The organism is Coriobacteriaceae bacterium, assembly GCA_025993015.1.
Lineage (GTDB): Bacteria > Actinomycetota > Coriobacteriia > Coriobacteriales > Coriobacteriaceae > Collinsella.
In genome coordinates this window covers 444,772-460,812 of sequence record DAJPFV010000001.1, presented here as the reverse complement: position 1 = coordinate 460,812, position 16,041 = coordinate 444,772, and the positions used below count along the sequence as shown (strand labels likewise).

General features: G+C 59.4%; 14 protein-coding genes. 7 read left to right on the top strand and 7 right to left on the bottom strand.

Annotated elements, in window-relative coordinates; genetic code table 11:
• Nucleotides 1–166: 166 nt before the first annotated feature.
• Together OIL77_02015 and OIL77_02010 are read right to left on the bottom strand one after the other, a co-directional pair.
• Entirely contained in the window at nt 167–754 is a 588-nt protein-coding gene (locus tag OIL77_02015; GenBank protein ID HJI44197.1) for an alpha/beta hydrolase-fold protein, read from the bottom strand.
• A gap of 215 nt (nt 755–969) precedes the next feature.
• The gene (locus OIL77_02010) at nt 970–2,280 is read right to left on the bottom strand and encodes an NCS2 family permease (GenBank protein HJI44196.1); all 1,311 of its coding nucleotides are present in this window, start codon (nt 2,278–2,280) and stop codon (nt 970–972) included.
• A 193-nt stretch (nt 2,281–2,473) separates the two neighbouring features.
• On the opposite strand from OIL77_02010, the gene OIL77_02005 reads away from it, so the two are divergent.
• Nucleotides 2,474–2,893 carry a peptide deformylase gene (locus tag OIL77_02005; protein ID HJI44195.1) on the top strand — a complete coding sequence of 140 codons (420 nt, stop codon included), beginning with the start codon at nt 2,474–2,476 and terminating at the stop codon, nt 2,891–2,893.
• A 244-nt stretch (nt 2,894–3,137) separates the two neighbouring features.
• A complete protein-coding gene (gene bsh / locus OIL77_02000) occupies nt 3,138–4,103 on the top strand; it encodes a choloylglycine hydrolase (GenBank protein ID HJI44194.1) in 966 nt (321 codons plus the stop codon).
• Nucleotides 4,104–4,182: 79 nt separating this feature from the next.
• On the opposite strand, the gene OIL77_01995 is transcribed toward bsh, so the two are convergent.
• Together OIL77_01995 and OIL77_01990 are read right to left on the bottom strand one after the other, a co-directional pair.
• Nucleotides 4,183–6,333, bottom strand: a complete 2,151-nt coding sequence (locus OIL77_01995) for a KUP/HAK/KT family potassium transporter (protein HJI44193.1) — start codon at nt 6,331–6,333, stop codon at nt 4,183–4,185.
• A 308-nt stretch (nt 6,334–6,641) separates the two neighbouring features.
• Nucleotides 6,642–7,553 (bottom strand): DMT family transporter, encoded by a 912-nt coding sequence (locus OIL77_01990; GenBank protein ID HJI44192.1) that lies wholly within the window; start codon nt 7,551–7,553, stop codon nt 6,642–6,644.
• A gap of 118 nt (nt 7,554–7,671) precedes the next feature.
• On the opposite strand from OIL77_01990, the gene OIL77_01985 reads away from it, so the two are divergent.
• A complete protein-coding gene (locus OIL77_01985) occupies nt 7,672–8,529 on the top strand; it encodes a LysR family transcriptional regulator (GenBank protein HJI44191.1) in 858 nt (285 codons plus the stop codon).
• 466 nt (nt 8,530–8,995) lie between these two features.
• Nucleotides 8,996–10,213, top strand: a complete 1,218-nt coding sequence (locus tag OIL77_01980) for an aminotransferase class I/II-fold pyridoxal phosphate-dependent enzyme (GenBank protein HJI44190.1) — start codon at nt 8,996–8,998, stop codon at nt 10,211–10,213.
• Nucleotides 10,214–10,288: 75 nt separating this feature from the next.
• Here OIL77_01980 and OIL77_01975 read toward each other — a convergent pair whose 3' ends face one another.
• Nucleotides 10,289–10,699 (bottom strand): peptide deformylase, encoded by a 411-nt coding sequence (locus OIL77_01975; GenBank protein HJI44189.1) that lies wholly within the window; start codon nt 10,697–10,699, stop codon nt 10,289–10,291.
• Nucleotides 10,700–10,903: 204 nt separating this feature from the next.
• Between OIL77_01975 and OIL77_01970 the strand changes: the two genes are divergently transcribed.
• From OIL77_01970 to tnpA, 3 genes are all read left to right on the top strand, one after another.
• Nucleotides 10,904–12,316, top strand: a complete 1,413-nt coding sequence (locus OIL77_01970) for an MFS transporter (GenBank protein ID HJI44188.1) — start codon at nt 10,904–10,906, stop codon at nt 12,314–12,316.
• Between the two features lie 150 nt (nt 12,317–12,466).
• Nucleotides 12,467–13,378: a hypothetical protein gene (locus OIL77_01965; protein HJI44187.1), complete on the top strand. Its 912-nt coding sequence runs from the start codon at nt 12,467–12,469 to the stop codon at nt 13,376–13,378.
• A 267-nt stretch (nt 13,379–13,645) separates the two neighbouring features.
• Nucleotides 13,646–14,116, top strand: a complete 471-nt coding sequence (tnpA, locus tag OIL77_01960) for an IS200/IS605 family transposase (GenBank protein HJI44186.1) — start codon at nt 13,646–13,648, stop codon at nt 14,114–14,116.
• A gap of 409 nt (nt 14,117–14,525) precedes the next feature.
• On the opposite strand, the gene pdxT is transcribed toward tnpA, so the two are convergent.
• On the bottom strand, nt 14,526–15,113 hold the full coding sequence (gene pdxT / locus OIL77_01955) for a pyridoxal 5'-phosphate synthase glutaminase subunit PdxT (protein ID HJI44185.1): 588 nt from the start codon (nt 15,111–15,113) through the stop codon (nt 14,526–14,528).
• A gap of 20 nt (nt 15,114–15,133) precedes the next feature.
• Nucleotides 15,134–16,024, bottom strand: coding sequence for a pyridoxal 5'-phosphate synthase lyase subunit PdxS (gene pdxS / locus OIL77_01950; protein HJI44184.1), 891 nt, complete (start codon nt 16,022–16,024; stop codon nt 15,134–15,136).
• Nucleotides 16,025–16,041: the final 17 nt, after the last annotated feature.

Here is a 16,041-nt window from a genome sequence, read left to right as displayed (position 1 = left end):
CGGGCAGGTTATCCGATATGCCTGATCGCCCTTCCATCATGAAAGGACTTCCATGTCCCAATCCTCGACGCCCGCCGTATCTGAACTCGAGGAGACTGCTGAATAGTAGCTGCGTTCAGCCAAATTAAAAATGGCGTCCATGCGTATGTACGCGTGGACGCCATTTTTAATGCGTCAGTATCCAGTGGATGCCGCGCGCCATGCGCAGGTCAGTTTGGGCAAAGTGATTGCCGGGGTTGAGCTCCAGCGTTGTTGGAATGTCACGCTCGATAAACAGCTCTTCCATCGCACGCGTATCGTCGAGTACGTGCCGCATCATGCGGTTGGGCGTCTTGGTTTCCTTTTTACCGAGCGACAGATAGGCAGCGTCGGGCGTGGCTGTCATCGTGCGCTCGCGCGCGTAGTCGATAAAGCCGGGGAACCACAGCGACCCCGACGCACTCGCCGCGCGCTCAAAGACATCTGTTTGCCAAAGTGCCCACAGTGCAAAAAGACCCGCCAACGAGTAGCCGGCAACGCCGCGCCAGGCGGGCGGTTGCGGGAGCGATGATTCGGCCTGGGGGATTATCTGCTTCAACAACTCGTCAAGAAAACCAGCAGCCTGTCCGCCAAAGGGCTCGGCATCTCGTATAGTTCCGTCGCATTCCCAGGGGCTCAGCTCGCGATTCCAATCGAGCCCTCCAATGGCGACAAGGGTGAAGGGTGGGCAGTCGAGCTCTCGGCAGCGCTCGTAGACTTCACTACCGTCGCCCATAACCACGGGGAGGTAGATGACGGGCGCGCCTTCCGCACACTCTGAATAAACGGTTATCTGCTTATGATGCGCTTCCAAGGCAGGCTTCTCTCGGTGTTGTGATATTGACAGTCTCAATTGTCGCACGCTGGCACGGGGGCAGACGCTAAAAGAAAGGCGCGGAGCCGCTCGATGCGATTCCGCGCCTTGTTGTTTTGCTTTAGCAGACTATGCCGTTACGCCACGAAGAAGTAGACGAGGAAGGCGAGGGCTGCGATCCACATAAGCGGCTTGATCTTGGAGGCCTCGCCCTTAAAGAGCGCGACGATCACGTAGGCGATAAAGCCCAGGCCGATGCCGGCAGAGATGGAGTAGGTGAAGGGCACGCCGGCGACAATCATGAACGCCGGGAAACCCTGCGACACGTCGGACCAGTCGATCTCGGAGGCCTCGCTCATCATGAGGTAGCCGACGTAGACCAGAGCACCGCAGGTGGCGGCGCTGGAAACGATGGTGACGATGGGGGAGAAGAACGCGGCGAGAATGAACAGCACGCCGGTGGTGACGGAGGTGAGGCCCGTGCGGCCACCGTCGGCAGCACCAGAGGTGGACTCGACGAAGGTGGTGATGGAGGAGACGCCCATGAAACCGCCCACAGCAGCGGCGGCGGAGTCGACGATCAGAATCTCCTTGATATTCTCGACGTTGCCGTCGTCGGTGAGGAACTCGCCCTGCTTGGCCACGGCCATCGCGGTGCCCATGGTGTCGAAGAAGTCACTCATGAGCAGCGAGAACGAGATGACGAGGAGCGCGGGGTCGGTAAGGACCTTGACGATGGCAGGCACGCCGCCGGCGTCGGCGATGGGGCCACCGATGCTCGAGAAGTCGAGCGGGGCGATGATACCGGTCGGAGCCTGGGTCACACCTAGGGGGATACCGGCGATGACGGCGACGACGATGCCGATGAGCAGCGAGCCGGGGACGTTGCGGCAGGCGAGGGCGACCGTCACCAGGATGGAGATGATGCCGACGATGAAGGTGGGGGAGGTGATGTCGCCCAGACCGACGAGTGTACCGGCGCCAGCGGTGATAATGCCGGCATCGCACAGGCCAATCATGGCGATGAACAGGCCCAGGCCCACCGAGATAGCGTGGCGCAGAACCACGGGGATGGCGTCCATGATGGCCTCGCGCAGGCCACAAAGCACGAGCAGCAAGATGACGATACCTTCGAGGAAGATGACGCTCATGGCCACGTGCCAGTCACCGCCGCAGACGGTGGTGGTGATTCCGGCGATCATCGCGTTGACGCCTAAGCCCGACGCGCAGGCGAGCGGGCGGTTGGCGAAGATGCCCATGCAGATGGTCATGATGCCGGCGCCCAGGCAGGTGGCGCAGGCGAGCGCTCCCGCATCGATGCCAGCGCCCGAGAGCACAGCGGGGTTGACGGCGATGATGTAGGCCATCGCCAGGAATGTTGTCAGTCCAGCGCGAAGTTCGGTCCCGATTGTGGACTTGCGCTCGCTGACGTGAAATAGTTCGTCCATGCATACCCTTTCCTTGTTCGGCCCCGAGTTTAGGCCGATTGACACGAACTCACCCACTATAGCCCCTTTACGACGCTGTCGTTCCTCGCATGTTGATGTTCGGCGCTTTGTAGCAGACGGACGGTATTTTTCGCATGAGAATGTGTGGGTACCGTATACTTAAGCGGTTACAACGACCCCTATGGAGGAACGTATGATTAAAGAGCTTTGCCACGACGAGGCTATCCTGTCCCAGCGTTGCGAGGTTGCGACTGTCGAGGACGAGTCGGTCGCTCAGGATCTGATTGATACCATCAAGTCGCTCGATGATGCCGGCTGCTTGGCTGCCAACCAGATCGGCGTCACCAAGAAGGTCTGCGTCTATCTGGACGATGCCGGCGAGCCCCACGTGCTCTACAACCCCCGTCTGGTGTTTGGCCTGGGCGCCAGTAAGATGGAGGAGAGCTGCCTGACGCACGAGGAGGTCACCAAGTCCACGCGCTATATCAAGTGCAAGGTTGCCTTTGACCAGATCGTCGACGGCAAGATGAAGGAGTGCCGCCGCGACTACGCGGGCTTTGAGGCACAAATGATCCAGCATATGATCGACCACTGTCTTGGAAAGTTGGTCTAAGGGGACCAAAGCGCCGCACCTTGCCGCTCAATCGTCGCTCGCGTACCTTAAGTACGCTTCGCTCCTCTTTCGTGGCAATCTGCGGCACTTTGACCCCTTAGACGACCTGCGGGGTTAACTTGGTTGAGTTTATCCTGATTGAATAGTCCGGGCGTGACATTGTTGTCATGTCCGGGCTTTTGTGTTTAGCGCCTTTTTGTTTGGTGACAATAACCTTAGCAAGAACGTAAGGCTGGGAGGCGCTATGTGCACGAGCATTCGATTTACCGATAATTCTGGCCACATGTATCTGGGCCGCAACCTCGACTGGAGTTTTGACTACGGCCAACAGGTTCGCGTGATGCCACGCGGGTTTCACATTCCGTATTCGTTTATCGACGACACGACAGCGGCACACGCGGTGATCGGTATGTGCATCGATTACAAGAACTACCCTATGTTCTTCGACTGCGGCAACGATGCGGGGCTCGCCGTGGCGGGTCTCAATTTCCCGGGTTATGCCGAGTATGCCGAGGGCCCTGTCGACGGCAAGACCAATATCGCGGCCTATGAGTTTCCCCTGTGGGTGGCAGCGACGTTCTCGACGGTCGACGAGGTCGAGGCTGCGCTGCGCGATACGGTGATTGTCGCCAAATCTGCAGGAGAGGGGCTGGGCGTGTCGCTGCTCCATTGGATTATCGGCGACAGCCAGCGTAGCATCGTGGTCGAGATGATGGCTGACGGCCTGCATGTATACGACGATCCGGTCGACACCCTTGCCAACCAGCCGACCTTCCCGTGGCACATGGAAAACCTGCGCACCTATATCACAGCCACAAGCGATTTTCCGCAGACGGCGACATGGCGTGGCGCCGAGCTCAAGCCCTATGGCGCGGGTGCCGGCATGCGCGGTATTCCGGGTGACTGCTATTCGCCGAGCCGTTTTGTAAAGGCGGCGTACCTCAATGCCAATTACCCGCAAAAGGAGAGCGAAACCGAAAACGTCGTCCGCATGTTCCGTTCGCTCGAGGGCGTGGTGATGATTGAGGGGGCGTCCAGGATGGGCGATGGCAAGTTCGAGAAGACTATCTATACCGGATGCTTTAGCGCGCGCACGGGCAATTATTACTACGCGATGTATGGGGATCCGTCGATTCGCTACGTGAGCCTGATGGATGCCGAGGGCGCGAGCCCCGATAGGCTCGTGGTTCCCGAGCCGCGTCGTTCGTAGCCGTTAGCTTTACTGCAATGCAAATCGGCCCTGCGTCTCCCGTGAGATGCAGGGCCGCTGTCGTTGATTTGTGACGTCGCTAGAAGTTGGCATCGTTGAGCTGTTCGCTCTCGAGGCCGTCGAGCTGTTGCTGTTCGGGCATATCGGCGACGCTCTCGAGCAACTCGGTGGGATCGACGTTCATGTCCCTACCGGCCTCGTTGCCGTTGACCAAGTCGTCCGAGAAGATGTCGACCTCCATTTCCTCGGCCTCTTCGATCTGAACCTCGAGCGGCACCTGGGTGCGCACAAGTTTGACGGCCGGGCGCATGCGGGCAAAGAGCGGTACGTACTCAATGATGATGGCCGAGTTCTCGAGACCGTACCAGCGTGCCGGGCTTCCGCAGGCGCGGCGGACGGCGTACTTGATGGCCATCACGCGGTGGTCATTGCGGTTGATGTCCGTTTCGGGGGCAAGCATCTTGCGCAGCATGCAAAAGCGGAAGTCACCTACGTTGCCGCGCGTCTCGTAGATGGAGTAGGTGTGATGTTGCGGCGGCAGCTCGCCCGATGCCATCAAGTCGCCGACGATCTGACGCAGATAGGCGTTGACGCGCTGGTTGACCTTAAAGCCCAGGTCCAGGCGCACGCGGAACAAAAAGTCCGTGCCAAAGGTCTCGACGGAATACTCGTGCGTATAGGGTTCGTCGGTAACGTGCACGTTGATGAACCAATATGCCTTGGCGCGCTTGGGGTGCTTGTCCAGGATGGAATAGAGCACGTCGCGGTCGAGTGTGAGCGGGTCGGGGCTGTTGGTGAGAAATACCAGATTGTCGGCGAGCACGGGATAGGTCTCGTCATTGCGCAGGCGATTGAGCTGGTCGATGTACTTGGAGACGGGCAGCAGAATCGTCTGCGTGCGCTCGATGGCGGTGCCGCGACGCCACACATACATAAGGCCAAACAGCAGTGCGGCCAAGAAGATCATCACATAGCCGCCGTCAAAGAACATGGTGAGGCACGAGGCGAAAAAGCACAGCTCAATGGCGCCGAAGAGCAGGGCGAAGACGCAGGCGCCCAGCTTGTGCTTGAGAATGCCGGCGATATAGCTCGTCAAAAGCGTGGTGGTCATAAGCATGGTCACGGTAATGGCGAGGCCGTAGGCACTCTCCATGCGCTCGGAGTTTTGGAACAGCAGCACGATGAAGATGCAGCCGACCCACATGATGTTATTGACGAGCGGAATATAGAGCTGGCCCTTGGTGTCGCTGGGGTAGTGGATGCGCAGGTGCGGCATAAGGTTGAGGCGCGTTGCCTCGGATACCAGCGAGAACGAGCCGGTGATGAGCGCCTGTGAGGCGATGATGGCCGCCACGGCCGAAAGCACGATGGCAAAGGGGCGTAGGGGCTCGGGGAGCATCATATAGAACGGGTTGACGATATCCATCGCGAGCATCTGGGGGTTGGAGTTATTGGCGAGTAGCCAAGCTCCCTGACCCAGATAGTTGAGGATAAGGGCCGCCTTAACAAATGGCCAGGATGCATAGATGTTTGCCTTGCCCACGTGGCCCATGTCCGAGTAGAGTGCCTCGGCACCGGTTGTCGACAGGAAGACAAAGCCGAGCACCATAATGCCCGAATGGTTGATGGGCGAGAACAGGAACATAATGCCGCGGATGGGGTTGAGCGCGCGCAAGATGGACAGGTTGCCGAGCATGTTGAACAGACCGGTGCCTGCCAGGAACAGGAACCACAGCGTCATGAGCGGGCCGAAGAGCTTGCCGATTGACGAGGTGCCGGCGCGCTGCATGGCAAATAGGCCGCAGATAATGATGATGGTGATGATGATGACGTTGGTCTGCCCGTCGCCCAGCAGCACATGGCCCCATTCGATGGTGCGCAGACCCTCGATGGCTGTGGTGACCGTGACGGCGGGGGTGAGGATGCCGTCGGCGAGCAGCGCCGCGCCGCCGATCATGGCGGGAAGGATCAGCCATGGTGCCACCTTGCGTACGAGGCTGAACAGGGCGAAGATGCCGCCTTCGTTGTGGTTGTCGGCCTTCATGGCGATTACCACGTACTTGACCGTGGTCACGAGCGTCATGGTCCAGATGACGAGCGAAAGCGCGCCCAGGATCATGTCCTCGCTGACGGTACCGATGCCGCCGTTGTTGGCGACGATTGATTTCATGGTGTACATGGGGCTCGTGCCGATGTCGCCATAGACGACGCCGAGCGTTACGAGCAGCATGCCAGCGGAGAGGGGGATGGCTCCGTGCCCGCCCTGCACATGCTGGTCTTGGAGGCTTGCCTCCAGCTTGTTGTGTGCCACGTGGACTCCCTTAGACATCTGGCCTCTGCAAAGAGCAGCAGACCTTTATGCCATCTTTATACATATAAGAGCAGTTTGGCACATTGGGGTGTTTTAGACAATAATCCCCATCTGGGGAGCAGTTGTTTGCGCAGATAGCATTTCAAAGCAGGAGCACTTCCGGCTGTGTGGTTTGCTGCAATGTGATAACCGCGGACGCGCCCCTGCTTTGAGCTGAAGAGGGGCTTTTAAGCACGTGCTGCCTCGGCGATGCCAGCCTTGGCGTTTGCGCGTTTGCCGGCGAGTTCGCAAAAAATCGCGCCGCCGATGATAAGCGCGGCGCCCATCAGGCGGACCGGTGTTATGACTTCACCCAAAAGGGCGGCCGAGAACACGACCGCCGAAAGCGGCTCGAGGTAGCCGACGACGGCGACGGTCTGGACGGGCAGCTTGGCGACGGCGCTAAAGTAGAGCAGGCAACCAATGCCGGTGTTGACGACGCCGAGCATAGCGACGGCGCGCCAATCAATGCTGGCGGCGACGCCGGCGGACAGGAACGAGGGAGCGCCCTGCGTGATGAGCGTGAGGGCCAGTGCGGTCACAAAGGCGGCGCTCACTTGGAGTGCGGAGTTCTCGAGGCCCTCGATGTGCGGCGCACCCTTGCTGGCGATGACCATCAATGCATAGCAGAAGGCCGAGGCGATTCCACAGACGATGCCCGCAATGGGCATATTGCCGCCTAGACCTTGCGCTGCAATGAGAAAAGCACCACAAGCAACGGCGACAAAGCCGGCGATTTTGCCGCCGGTCAGCTTTTCGCCAAAAATGAGCGGGGAGAGGGCCATAACGATGATGGGGCCACAGTAATACAACAGCGAGGAGATACCAACGCCGATCGTCTGATAGGCGCGGAACAGGAAAATCCAGCTGGCGCCCAGCGCGGCGCCCGAGACGATGAGCGCTGCGGCCTCGCGGGGGCGAGACGGAGCCTGCAGGTTATGGCGCTTGGTTATGAAGAGGATGGCGGCAAGGGTGAGAGCGCCCAAAAACGTGCGCAACAGTACGATATCGGAGCTCGGCAGCGCGATGGCAGCGGCGATGATGCCGTTAGAGCCAAACAACAGTAATGCTGCTAAGTATGTAAACAGTCCGTTGTTCATGCGCTGACATCCCCTCTATATCCGAACATGTTCACTATGGGTGAACTGGCTTTAGAAGAAAAGTGAATATAATGCATGGAAAACATAACAAAAACTCATGCAAGGGTGGGGACGTGCCGTGGAGACCAATATCCAAAAGATGCAAGTGCTGCTCGAGACGGTGCGTGCCGGCAGCTTTACGCGTGCTGCAGAGCGGCTGAGCTATTCGCAGTCGGGCGTGAGCCGCATGGTGGGCGACCTTGAGGCAGACTGGGGTTTTAAGGTGCTTGATCGCAGCCGCGAGGGTGTGGTGCTTTCTGCCGATGGGCGGCAGATCATGCCGGCGGTTGAGGCGCTCTGCGAGGAGTTTGGCCGCCTGCAGCGACACGTGGACGAGATGCGTGGGCTCATGCGCGGCAAGATCTGCATTGGTACGTTTTCGAGTGTGGCGACCCATGTACTGCCGCCGGTGATTGCGCGCTTTCGCGCCGATCATCCGGATGTCGATTACGAGCTGCTGATGGGTGATTACTCCGAGATTGAGCAATGGGTGGCGGAAGGCCACTGCGACCTGGGCTTTATTCCGCGCGAGCCACGCGGCGCCGGCATGGCGTCGCGACCGTTGGTGCAAGACGAGTTGATGGCCGTGGTGCCAGCGGACTCCTCGCTTGCCACGGCGGAGGTCGTTTCTCTTGCCGATTTAGCCAACGAGCAGTTTATTCTGCTAGAACGCGGCACCGATGACGAGATTACGCCGCTGTTCCGTCGGGCGGGGCTGTCAGTGCGCTCAAAACTGTCGACTTGGGATGACTATGCGATTATGGCTATGGTCGAGGATGGCCTGGGCGTGAGCATTCTTCCCGCGCTCATCTTGCGTCGCTGCCAGTTTGATGTTGCTGTGCGTCCGCTCGAAGGGCATCCCCATCGGCAGATCAACGCCATATATCGAACGGCCGATGTTTCGCTTGCCGCCGCTCGATTCCTTGAATACCTCTAAATGAGCGCACACCGTTGTCGCTTTGGGGTAAATCTCGAGGTTTGGCTCATATTATTTTTGAAATTGAACTTTCAAATGAGGTGCCGCGCTATACTGCTGCCTAAATTGAACTCAGGTTCAATTCGTGTTGTATAAATTGAACTTTGCCAGCAAGGAGGTTCTAGTGGCCCAAGAGACGTTTAGCGATCGCCTGCGACAGGCTATGTCCGATCGCGTCGTTCGACAGTCGGACGTGATTCGTGCATCGGAGATGCTCGGCAAAAAACTCGGCAAGAGTCAGATGAGCCAATATGTGAGCGGCAAGACGATCCCGCGGCGCGATGTGGCAGAGCTGCTCGCCCGTATTTTGGAGGTCGATGTTACCTGGCTGCTCGCCGGTGACGCCGATCAAGGCGAGACATCATCGCCCCGCAACGATTCCAAGCCCGAACACCATCCCTCAGCTCAAATTGCAAGGAGCACCACCATGCGTACTTTTTCTAAATCCACCAAGCTCGATAACGTCCTGTATGACGTGCGCGGTCCCGTCGTCGACGAGGCCGCCCGTATGGAGGACGAGGGCGAGCGCATCCTCAAGCTCAATATCGGCAACCCGGCGCCCTTCGGTTTCCGCACGCCCGATGAGGTCATCAAGGACATGCGCCAGCAGCTGCCCGACTGCGAAGGCTATTCCAACTCGCGTGGCCTGTTCTCCGCGCGCAAGGCGATCATGCAGTATTCGCAGATCAAGGGCTTGCCCAACGTTCAGATGGAGCATATCTACACAGGCAACGGCGTATCCGAGCTCATTCAGCTTTCGATGAACGCGCTGCTCGACAACGGCGACGAGATTCTGATCCCCAGCCCCGACTATCCGCTCTGGACGGCGTGCGCAACCCTTGCCGGCGGTCATCCCGTGCACTATCTGTGCGATGAGCAGGCGGATTGGTATCCCGACCTGGAGGATATGGAGTCCAAGATCACGAGCGCGACCAAAGCCCTCGTCATCATCAACCCCAACAACCCCACGGGTTCCGTCTATCCGCGCGAGGTGCTCGAGGGCATCGTCGAGGTTGCACGCAGGCATCAGCTCATGATTTTCTCGGATGAGATTTATGACCGCCTGTGCATGGACGGTTATGAGCATGTCTCGATCGCTTCGCTTGCTCCCGACCTGCCCTGCGTTACCTTTAGCGGCCTTTCCAAGTCGCACATGATTGCGGGCTATCGTATAGGCTGGATGGTGCTTTCGGGCAACCAGCGCTGCATGAGCGACTTCATCATGGGTATCAACATGCTCTCCAACATGCGCCTGTGCTCCAACGTGCCGGCTCAGTCGATCGTTCAGACGGCACTCGGTGGTCATCAGTCCGTTAACGACTACATCCGTCCCGGCGGCCGTGTCTACGAGCAGCGCAACTTTGTGTATGAGGCGCTCAACAAGATTGACGGCATCTCGGTGGTTAAGCCGCGCGCGGCGTTCTACATCTTCCCCAAGATGGATGTGAAGAAGTTCAACATCACCGATGACGAGCAGTTCGCCCTTGACCTGCTGCACGAGAAGAAGATCCTGATCACGCGCGGCGGCGGCTTCAACTGGGCTGAGCCCGACCACTTCCGTATCGTGTACCTGCCGCGCATGGAAGTACTCAAAGAGTCCCTCGAAGACCTCGCCGACTTCTTTGATCACTACCGCCAGAGCTAGTGGGATAGAAGCTCCGCACTATGAAAAGCTCCCTGCAGTTGTTTTGCTGCAGGGAGCTTTCTTGAATCGGCGGAACTAAATCACTATCCCGTTGCAGTGGTCGATTTCGTGTTGGATGATCTCGGCGGTGTAGCCCGAGAAGTTTTTGATGCGGTGGACGAAGTTCTCGTCCAAATACTCAACCTTAATGCGGCGATAGCGGGTACAGGGACGCTCGCCGATCAGCGAGAGGCATCCTTCGCTCGTCTGATAGGCATTGACCTGCTCAAGAATTTGCGGGTTGTACATCAGGAGTGTCCTGTTGCCGTCCTTTACGCAGATGATGCGTTTGCGCACGCCGATCATGTTGGCGGCGAGGCCCACGCACTCGTGCTCATGCTCGTGGAGCGTATCCAGGAGGTCCTGCCCGGTCGCGGCATCGTCGGGTCCCGCGTCTTCGGAAGGCAGGCGCAAAAAGAACTCGGATTTCATGATGGGCTTAATCATGGCGGGCTCCTCATGTCTTATGCTTTCGTGGACTTTCAATAATAACGCGGAGACAAAGCCGTGTGCTCGCGTTACAATCTTTCGATGTTGAACCATGTTGCCGGATGCGCCGTTTGCGCTGTCCGGTGTAAGTCTAGGGCTCATTTTCGCCCTGGACTGTTCCTCTGGGGCGATGCGTTTGTCGTTCTAAGAGGAAGGAATTCCATGGGGACCAAATCCCAGAAGCAAACTCAATCATCATCGACGACCTCGGCGTTTCTTGTCGTAATGTATGTCGCCGCCTTCGTTGCCGCGCTTAACGAGAACATCATTAATGTGGCGCTGCACGATATCATGGCTGCCTTTTCGGTAGGTGCCACCACGGCGCAGTGGCTCGTTTCGGGCTATATGATCGTGACGTCGATTTTCACGGCCATTATGGCCTTTCTGTCCGGTCGTTTCTCGACGCGCAAACTGCTGTTTTTCGCATGCGGCTGCATGGTCGCCGGCGAGATTCTGTGCCTGCTGGCACCGTCGTTTGCCGTGTTACTGCCGAGCCGTATTCTGCAGGCTGCAGGCTCGGGCATCTTGTTCCCGCTCATGATGAACGTTGTGCTGTCCTGCGCCCCGCGCGAGAAGCTTGGTCTGTATCTGAGCCTGGGCGGTGCCTGCATTACGCTAGGACCGGCGTTTGGACCCGTGATTAGCGGTCTTATGTGCACGTTATTTGGCTGGAGGGCGGTGTTCGTAGTGCCGCTGGTGGGTGGCATTGCGGTCGCTGCGGCGGGTGTTAAGCTTGTTCAGAATGTCGGAGAGCGCTCGAACACCACGCTTGATATTCTGTCGGTTGTTTTGCTCGCCGCCGGCATTACGGCATTTGTGTATTCCGTAGGCGAGTTCTCGACCAATCTGATTGCCGGTATCGTGACGCTCTTCGTCGCCATTGTGCTGCTCGGCCTGTTTGCGGCCCGCCAGCTCAAGCTCGAGCATCCGGTGCTCAACGTGCGCCCCATGGCGAGCGTTCGTTTTTGGCCTGCGTGCCTGCTTGTGGTGGTGTCGATGATGACAACGTTCTCGATGAGTGTTTTGTTGCCGCTCTATTTTGAGGGCGCATACGGCATGACCGCACTTATTGCGGGCTTACTCATTTTGCCGGCGATTGCCTGCAACGCCGTGACCTCGATTGCGGGCGGACGCGTGATGGACGCCCACGGTGCATGGCCGCTGCTGCCGATCGGCTTTGCCCTGATCGCTGTGGGCCAGATTGCCATTTCGATGACGGCGGCAAGCATGAACATCGGTATTGTCGTGGCGCTGACCGTTGTGGTGTATGCCGGAGTCGGCCTGGTGCTGAGCCCCTCGCAGACGGCAGGTCTGGAGACGCTGCCCGCCGCCGAGCATCCCCATGGAACGGCACTACTTAATACGTGGAACATGATTGCCGCGTCGTTTGGCCCGTCGCTGTTTATCGGCCTGCTTTCGAGCTCCGCGGCAGCTGCCGGCGCTGCGGGTACGGCAGCCGGCGTTGCCCAGGCGATTGGTTTTGCCGCCGCCGTGCGCGTGGCGGCCATTATTGCCGTAGTCGGATTTGTGGTGTCGGTTGTGTACGCTCGCCGCGAGTCGCACATGTCGCATTAATGTGTGCACATAGATTCTGCAGCTAGATTGACGGACGACACCATAAACTAATGGACGTTTTGCCGAGAGGCATGATTTATAAGCGCAAAGAGTGCGCGACGGGCCCCGCGAATGGGGCGATGATGCCCGAGAGGGCCAAGAAGGAGTCTCATGTCTGAGAACGAAGAGATCATGAACGAGACCGAGAACGAGACCATGGCTGCCGAGGTTGAGGCAGTCGAGACCGTGGAGACCGAAGCTGCCGAGGTTGAGGCTGCTGACGAGGTTTCCGCCGAGGAGGAGGCCGAGGTTGTCGAGGCCGCCGCTGATTACGATGACGAAGAGCTGATGGACAAGATGCAGAAGGCCGCCCGCCTGCTGCGTAGCCGTCGCTTTGCTATTTCCAAGGAGGAGGAGGCCAAGGCCGAGCGCATGGCGAACATCGAGCGCGCCATCAAGCTTCTTGACCTCAAGCCCAAGATGGAGCAGAAGGAAATGTCCGACCTGCTGGGCATGCGCCTTCGTGAGCTCGATGGTCTGATGGCCGAGGCCGAGGCTGCCGATCTGGTCGGCCGCATCGACGACGCCGAGGGCGATATGCGCAAGATCGTCGTCTTCGCTGCCGAGGATGCCGCTGAGGGCCTGGTCGAGCTTGCCAACAAGAAGGAGAAGCTTCTGCCCGAGCTTTCTTACGAGGAGGCCACCGAGCTCATGGCCGCTCTCGATAAGGTTATCGCTCCGCTCGTCGCCATGGGCCTGGACGAGGACCGCGATCCTCGCGGCGGCCGTGACGAGCGCGGTGGCCGTGGCGGTGACCGCGGCGGTCGAGGCGGCTTTGGCGATCGCGGTGGCCGTGGCGGTGACCGCGGCGGTCGCGGTGGCGATCGCGGTGGCCGTGGCGGCTTTGGCGACCGTGGCGGCGACCGTGGCGGTCGCGGCGGCTTTGGCGGCAACCGTGGTGGCTATGGCGATCGCGGTGGCAGCCGTGGCGGCTTCGGCGGCAACCGTGGTAACGACCGCGGCGGTCGCGGTGGCGATCGTGGCAGCCGCAACGGCGGCGGCTTCCGCGGCAACCGCTTCTAATTAGTTACGCGGTTCTACGAACCGCGTAACCAGTTGACGCTGCAAACGCCCCTAAGCGGCAATCTGACGTTCAATTTCAAGGGCGCGACCATAAGGTCAGCGCCCTTTCATTAAAGGCTTTAGCCTGTGCGGGGCGCGCAGCGCGCCGCATCAGAAACCACCCGCTATGCGGGTGGGGCCAAACGGCTTTACAAAGCCGCCCCCTCGCCGGACACTTGCGATTGTTCAGGCCGCAAGGAATCCGAGTCGAGAGGGCGGTGGTGGCGTATGGCCCAGAAGGCCTACAGCCTGTCGCACACGAAGTGGATGTGCAAGTACCACGTCGTGTTCACGCCGAAGTATAGGCGCAAAGTCATCTACAACCAAATAAGGTCCGACCTTGGGGAGATCTTCAGGAAGCTCTGCCAGTACAAGGGGATAGAGATCATCGAGGGGCACCTGATGCCCGACCACGTCCACATGCTGCTGGCGATACCGCCGAAGTACAGCGTATCGAGCGTGATGGGCTACCTGAAGGGGAAGAGCTCGCTGATGATATTCGACAAGCACGCGAACATGAAGTACAAGTTCGGCAACAGGAAGTTCTGGGCCGAGGGCTACTACGTGTCCACGGTCGGCCTGAACGAGGCCACGATCGCGAAGTACATCCGGGAGCAGGAGAAGGCCGACATCGCGCTCGACCGGCTGAGCGTCAAGGAGTACGAGGACCCCTTCGGCAGGGGGCCGGGGCGTAAATAGCGCCGGTTTGACCGGCCCGCCACGGGTCAATCTGCAGTGCGGCCCGAACCCCGTGAGGGCCGGCGCCTTTAGACGCGTGCCGGAAATCCAAGGGTTATACCCTAAGAGCAAACCACCCCTTTTAGGGGTGGTTTTGATTTTCACGTCACCTTGCTCGCTTAGGGGCGTTTTCGCTGACTTATGCTCAACCTGCGGCGTTGTCTTGCTCCGGGGGTGGCAGTTGGGGACGTTCCTTTTCTGCCGGTAGTTTGGGACACTCCTTGTCAGGTAGTCATTGGGGACGTTCTTGTTTGACTAGTCGTTTAAGAACGTCCCCAACGACTACATAGCATGAGAGTGGATAATCTCCCGGTTTGAGCCTGCATTCAAGCTCAAAGTGGGAGATTATCCACTCTCGTTTTTGTTCTACCTACATTTGTAGGAACAGTTCGTGGAGGCGGGTGTCTTCATCGAGTTCGGGGTGGAAGGTTACGCCGAGCTGGTTGCCCTGGCGGGCGGCGACGATGCGGCCATCGACCTCTGCCAAGGCCTTGGCGTCGCCGTGGACCTCGACGATGCGGGGCGCGCGGATAAATGTCAGCGGCACCTCACCGTCGATACCGCCTACCTGCCCCTTGGTGCGAAAGCTGCCGAGCTGTCTGCCGTAAGCATTGCGCTCAACGAGCACATCCATGGTTGCCAAACGCGGCGTGCCCTTATCGTCATGGGCGGCAAGGTCGTGAGCCAGCAGAATCAGGCCGGCGCAGGTGCCCAGGACGGGCATGCCTTCAGCGATACGGGTACGAAGCTCCTCGAGCATGCCCAACTCATCAAGTAGCTTGCCTTGAACGGTGGACTCGCCGCCAGGGAGAACCAGACGATCAAAGTCCTGCTTCAAATCAGCCGCTTGCCTCAGCTCAATGCATCGTACGCCCAGCTCGGACAGTCTTGCCTCGTGCTCGGCAAAAGCGCCTTGGACCGCCAGCACGGCGACCGACTGGCCTGCGTAATCGCTCATGTGCGATCCTTTCTGCCGGACTAGCGTCCGCGCTCCTCCATGATGATCTCGATTTCGTCGGCGTTGATGCCCACCATGGCCTCGCCCAGGTCCTCCGAAAGCTCGGCGATGAGCTTGGCATCGGTGAAGTTGGCGACGGCCTTGACGATGGCGGCGGCACGCTTGGCGGGGTCGCCGCTCTTAAAGATGCCCGAGCCCACAAAGACGCCCTCGGCACCCAGCTGCATCATCAGCGCAGCGTCTGCAGGGGTTGCCACGCCGCCAGCGGCAAAGTTCACGACGGGGAGCTTGCCCGTGGCGTGGACCTCGCGTACCAGCTCGACCGGAACCTGCAGCTGTTTGGCCGCCTCAAAGAGCTCGTCGTCGCGCAGGGCAACAACGTCGCGGATTTGCTTTTGGATCTTGCGCATGTGGCGCACGGCCTGGACAACGTCGCCCGTGCCCGGCTCGCCCTTGGTGCGGATCATCGTAGCGCCCTCGGCGACGCGGCGCAGCGCCTCGCCCAGGTCGCGGGCACCGCAGACAAACGGGACGTCAAACTGCGTCTTGTCGATATGGTAGACATCGTCGGCGGGGGAGAGAACCTCGGACTCATCGATGTAGTCGATCTCGATGGCCTGCAGGACCTGGGCCTCGACGATGTGACCGATGCGGCACTTGGCCATAACAGGGATGGAGACGGCCTCCTGGATGCCCTTGATCATCTTGGGGTCGCTCATGCGCGACACGCCGCCGGCGGCGCGGATGTCGGCCGGGATGCGCTCGAGTGCCATGACGGCGCAGGCGCCTGCCTCCTCGGCGATGCGTGCCTGCTCGGGCGTGGTGACGTCCATGATGACGCCGCCCTTGAGCATCTGCGCGAGCTCGCGATTGAGTTTGACGCGATCGGCCTTGCTGGTCTGTTCTGCCATGGTTGCTCCCTTGGTTG

Coding starts and splice junctions, on each gene's coding strand:
- OIL77_02015 (HJI44197.1), bottom strand. CDS start 754: ATGGGCGACGGTAGTGAAGTCTACGAGCGCTGCCGAGAGCTCGACTGC.
- OIL77_01995 (HJI44193.1), bottom strand. CDS start 6,333: ATGCTGCTCGTAACGCTCGGCGTCGTCTATGGCGACATCGGCACGAGC.
- OIL77_01975 (HJI44189.1), bottom strand. CDS start 10,699: ATGATTAAGCCCATCATGAAATCCGAGTTCTTTTTGCGCCTGCCTTCC.
- OIL77_02010 (HJI44196.1), bottom strand. CDS start 2,280: ATGGACGAACTATTTCACGTCAGCGAGCGCAAGTCCACAATCGGGACC.
- OIL77_01965 (HJI44187.1), top strand. CDS start 12,467: ATGTCTGAGAACGAAGAGATCATGAACGAGACCGAGAACGAGACCATG.
- OIL77_02005 (HJI44195.1), top strand. CDS start 2,474: ATGATTAAAGAGCTTTGCCACGACGAGGCTATCCTGTCCCAGCGTTGC.
- pdxS (HJI44184.1), bottom strand. CDS start 16,024: ATGGCAGAACAGACCAGCAAGGCCGATCGCGTCAAACTCAATCGCGAG.
- OIL77_01990 (HJI44192.1), bottom strand. CDS start 7,553: ATGAACAACGGACTGTTTACATACTTAGCAGCATTACTGTTGTTTGGC.
- tnpA (HJI44186.1), top strand. CDS start 13,646: ATGGCCCAGAAGGCCTACAGCCTGTCGCACACGAAGTGGATGTGCAAG.
- bsh (HJI44194.1), top strand. CDS start 3,138: ATGTGCACGAGCATTCGATTTACCGATAATTCTGGCCACATGTATCTG.
- pdxT (HJI44185.1), bottom strand. CDS start 15,113: ATGAGCGATTACGCAGGCCAGTCGGTCGCCGTGCTGGCGGTCCAAGGC.
- OIL77_01980 (HJI44190.1), top strand. CDS start 8,996: ATGCGTACTTTTTCTAAATCCACCAAGCTCGATAACGTCCTGTATGAC.
- OIL77_01970 (HJI44188.1), top strand. CDS start 10,904: ATGGGGACCAAATCCCAGAAGCAAACTCAATCATCATCGACGACCTCG.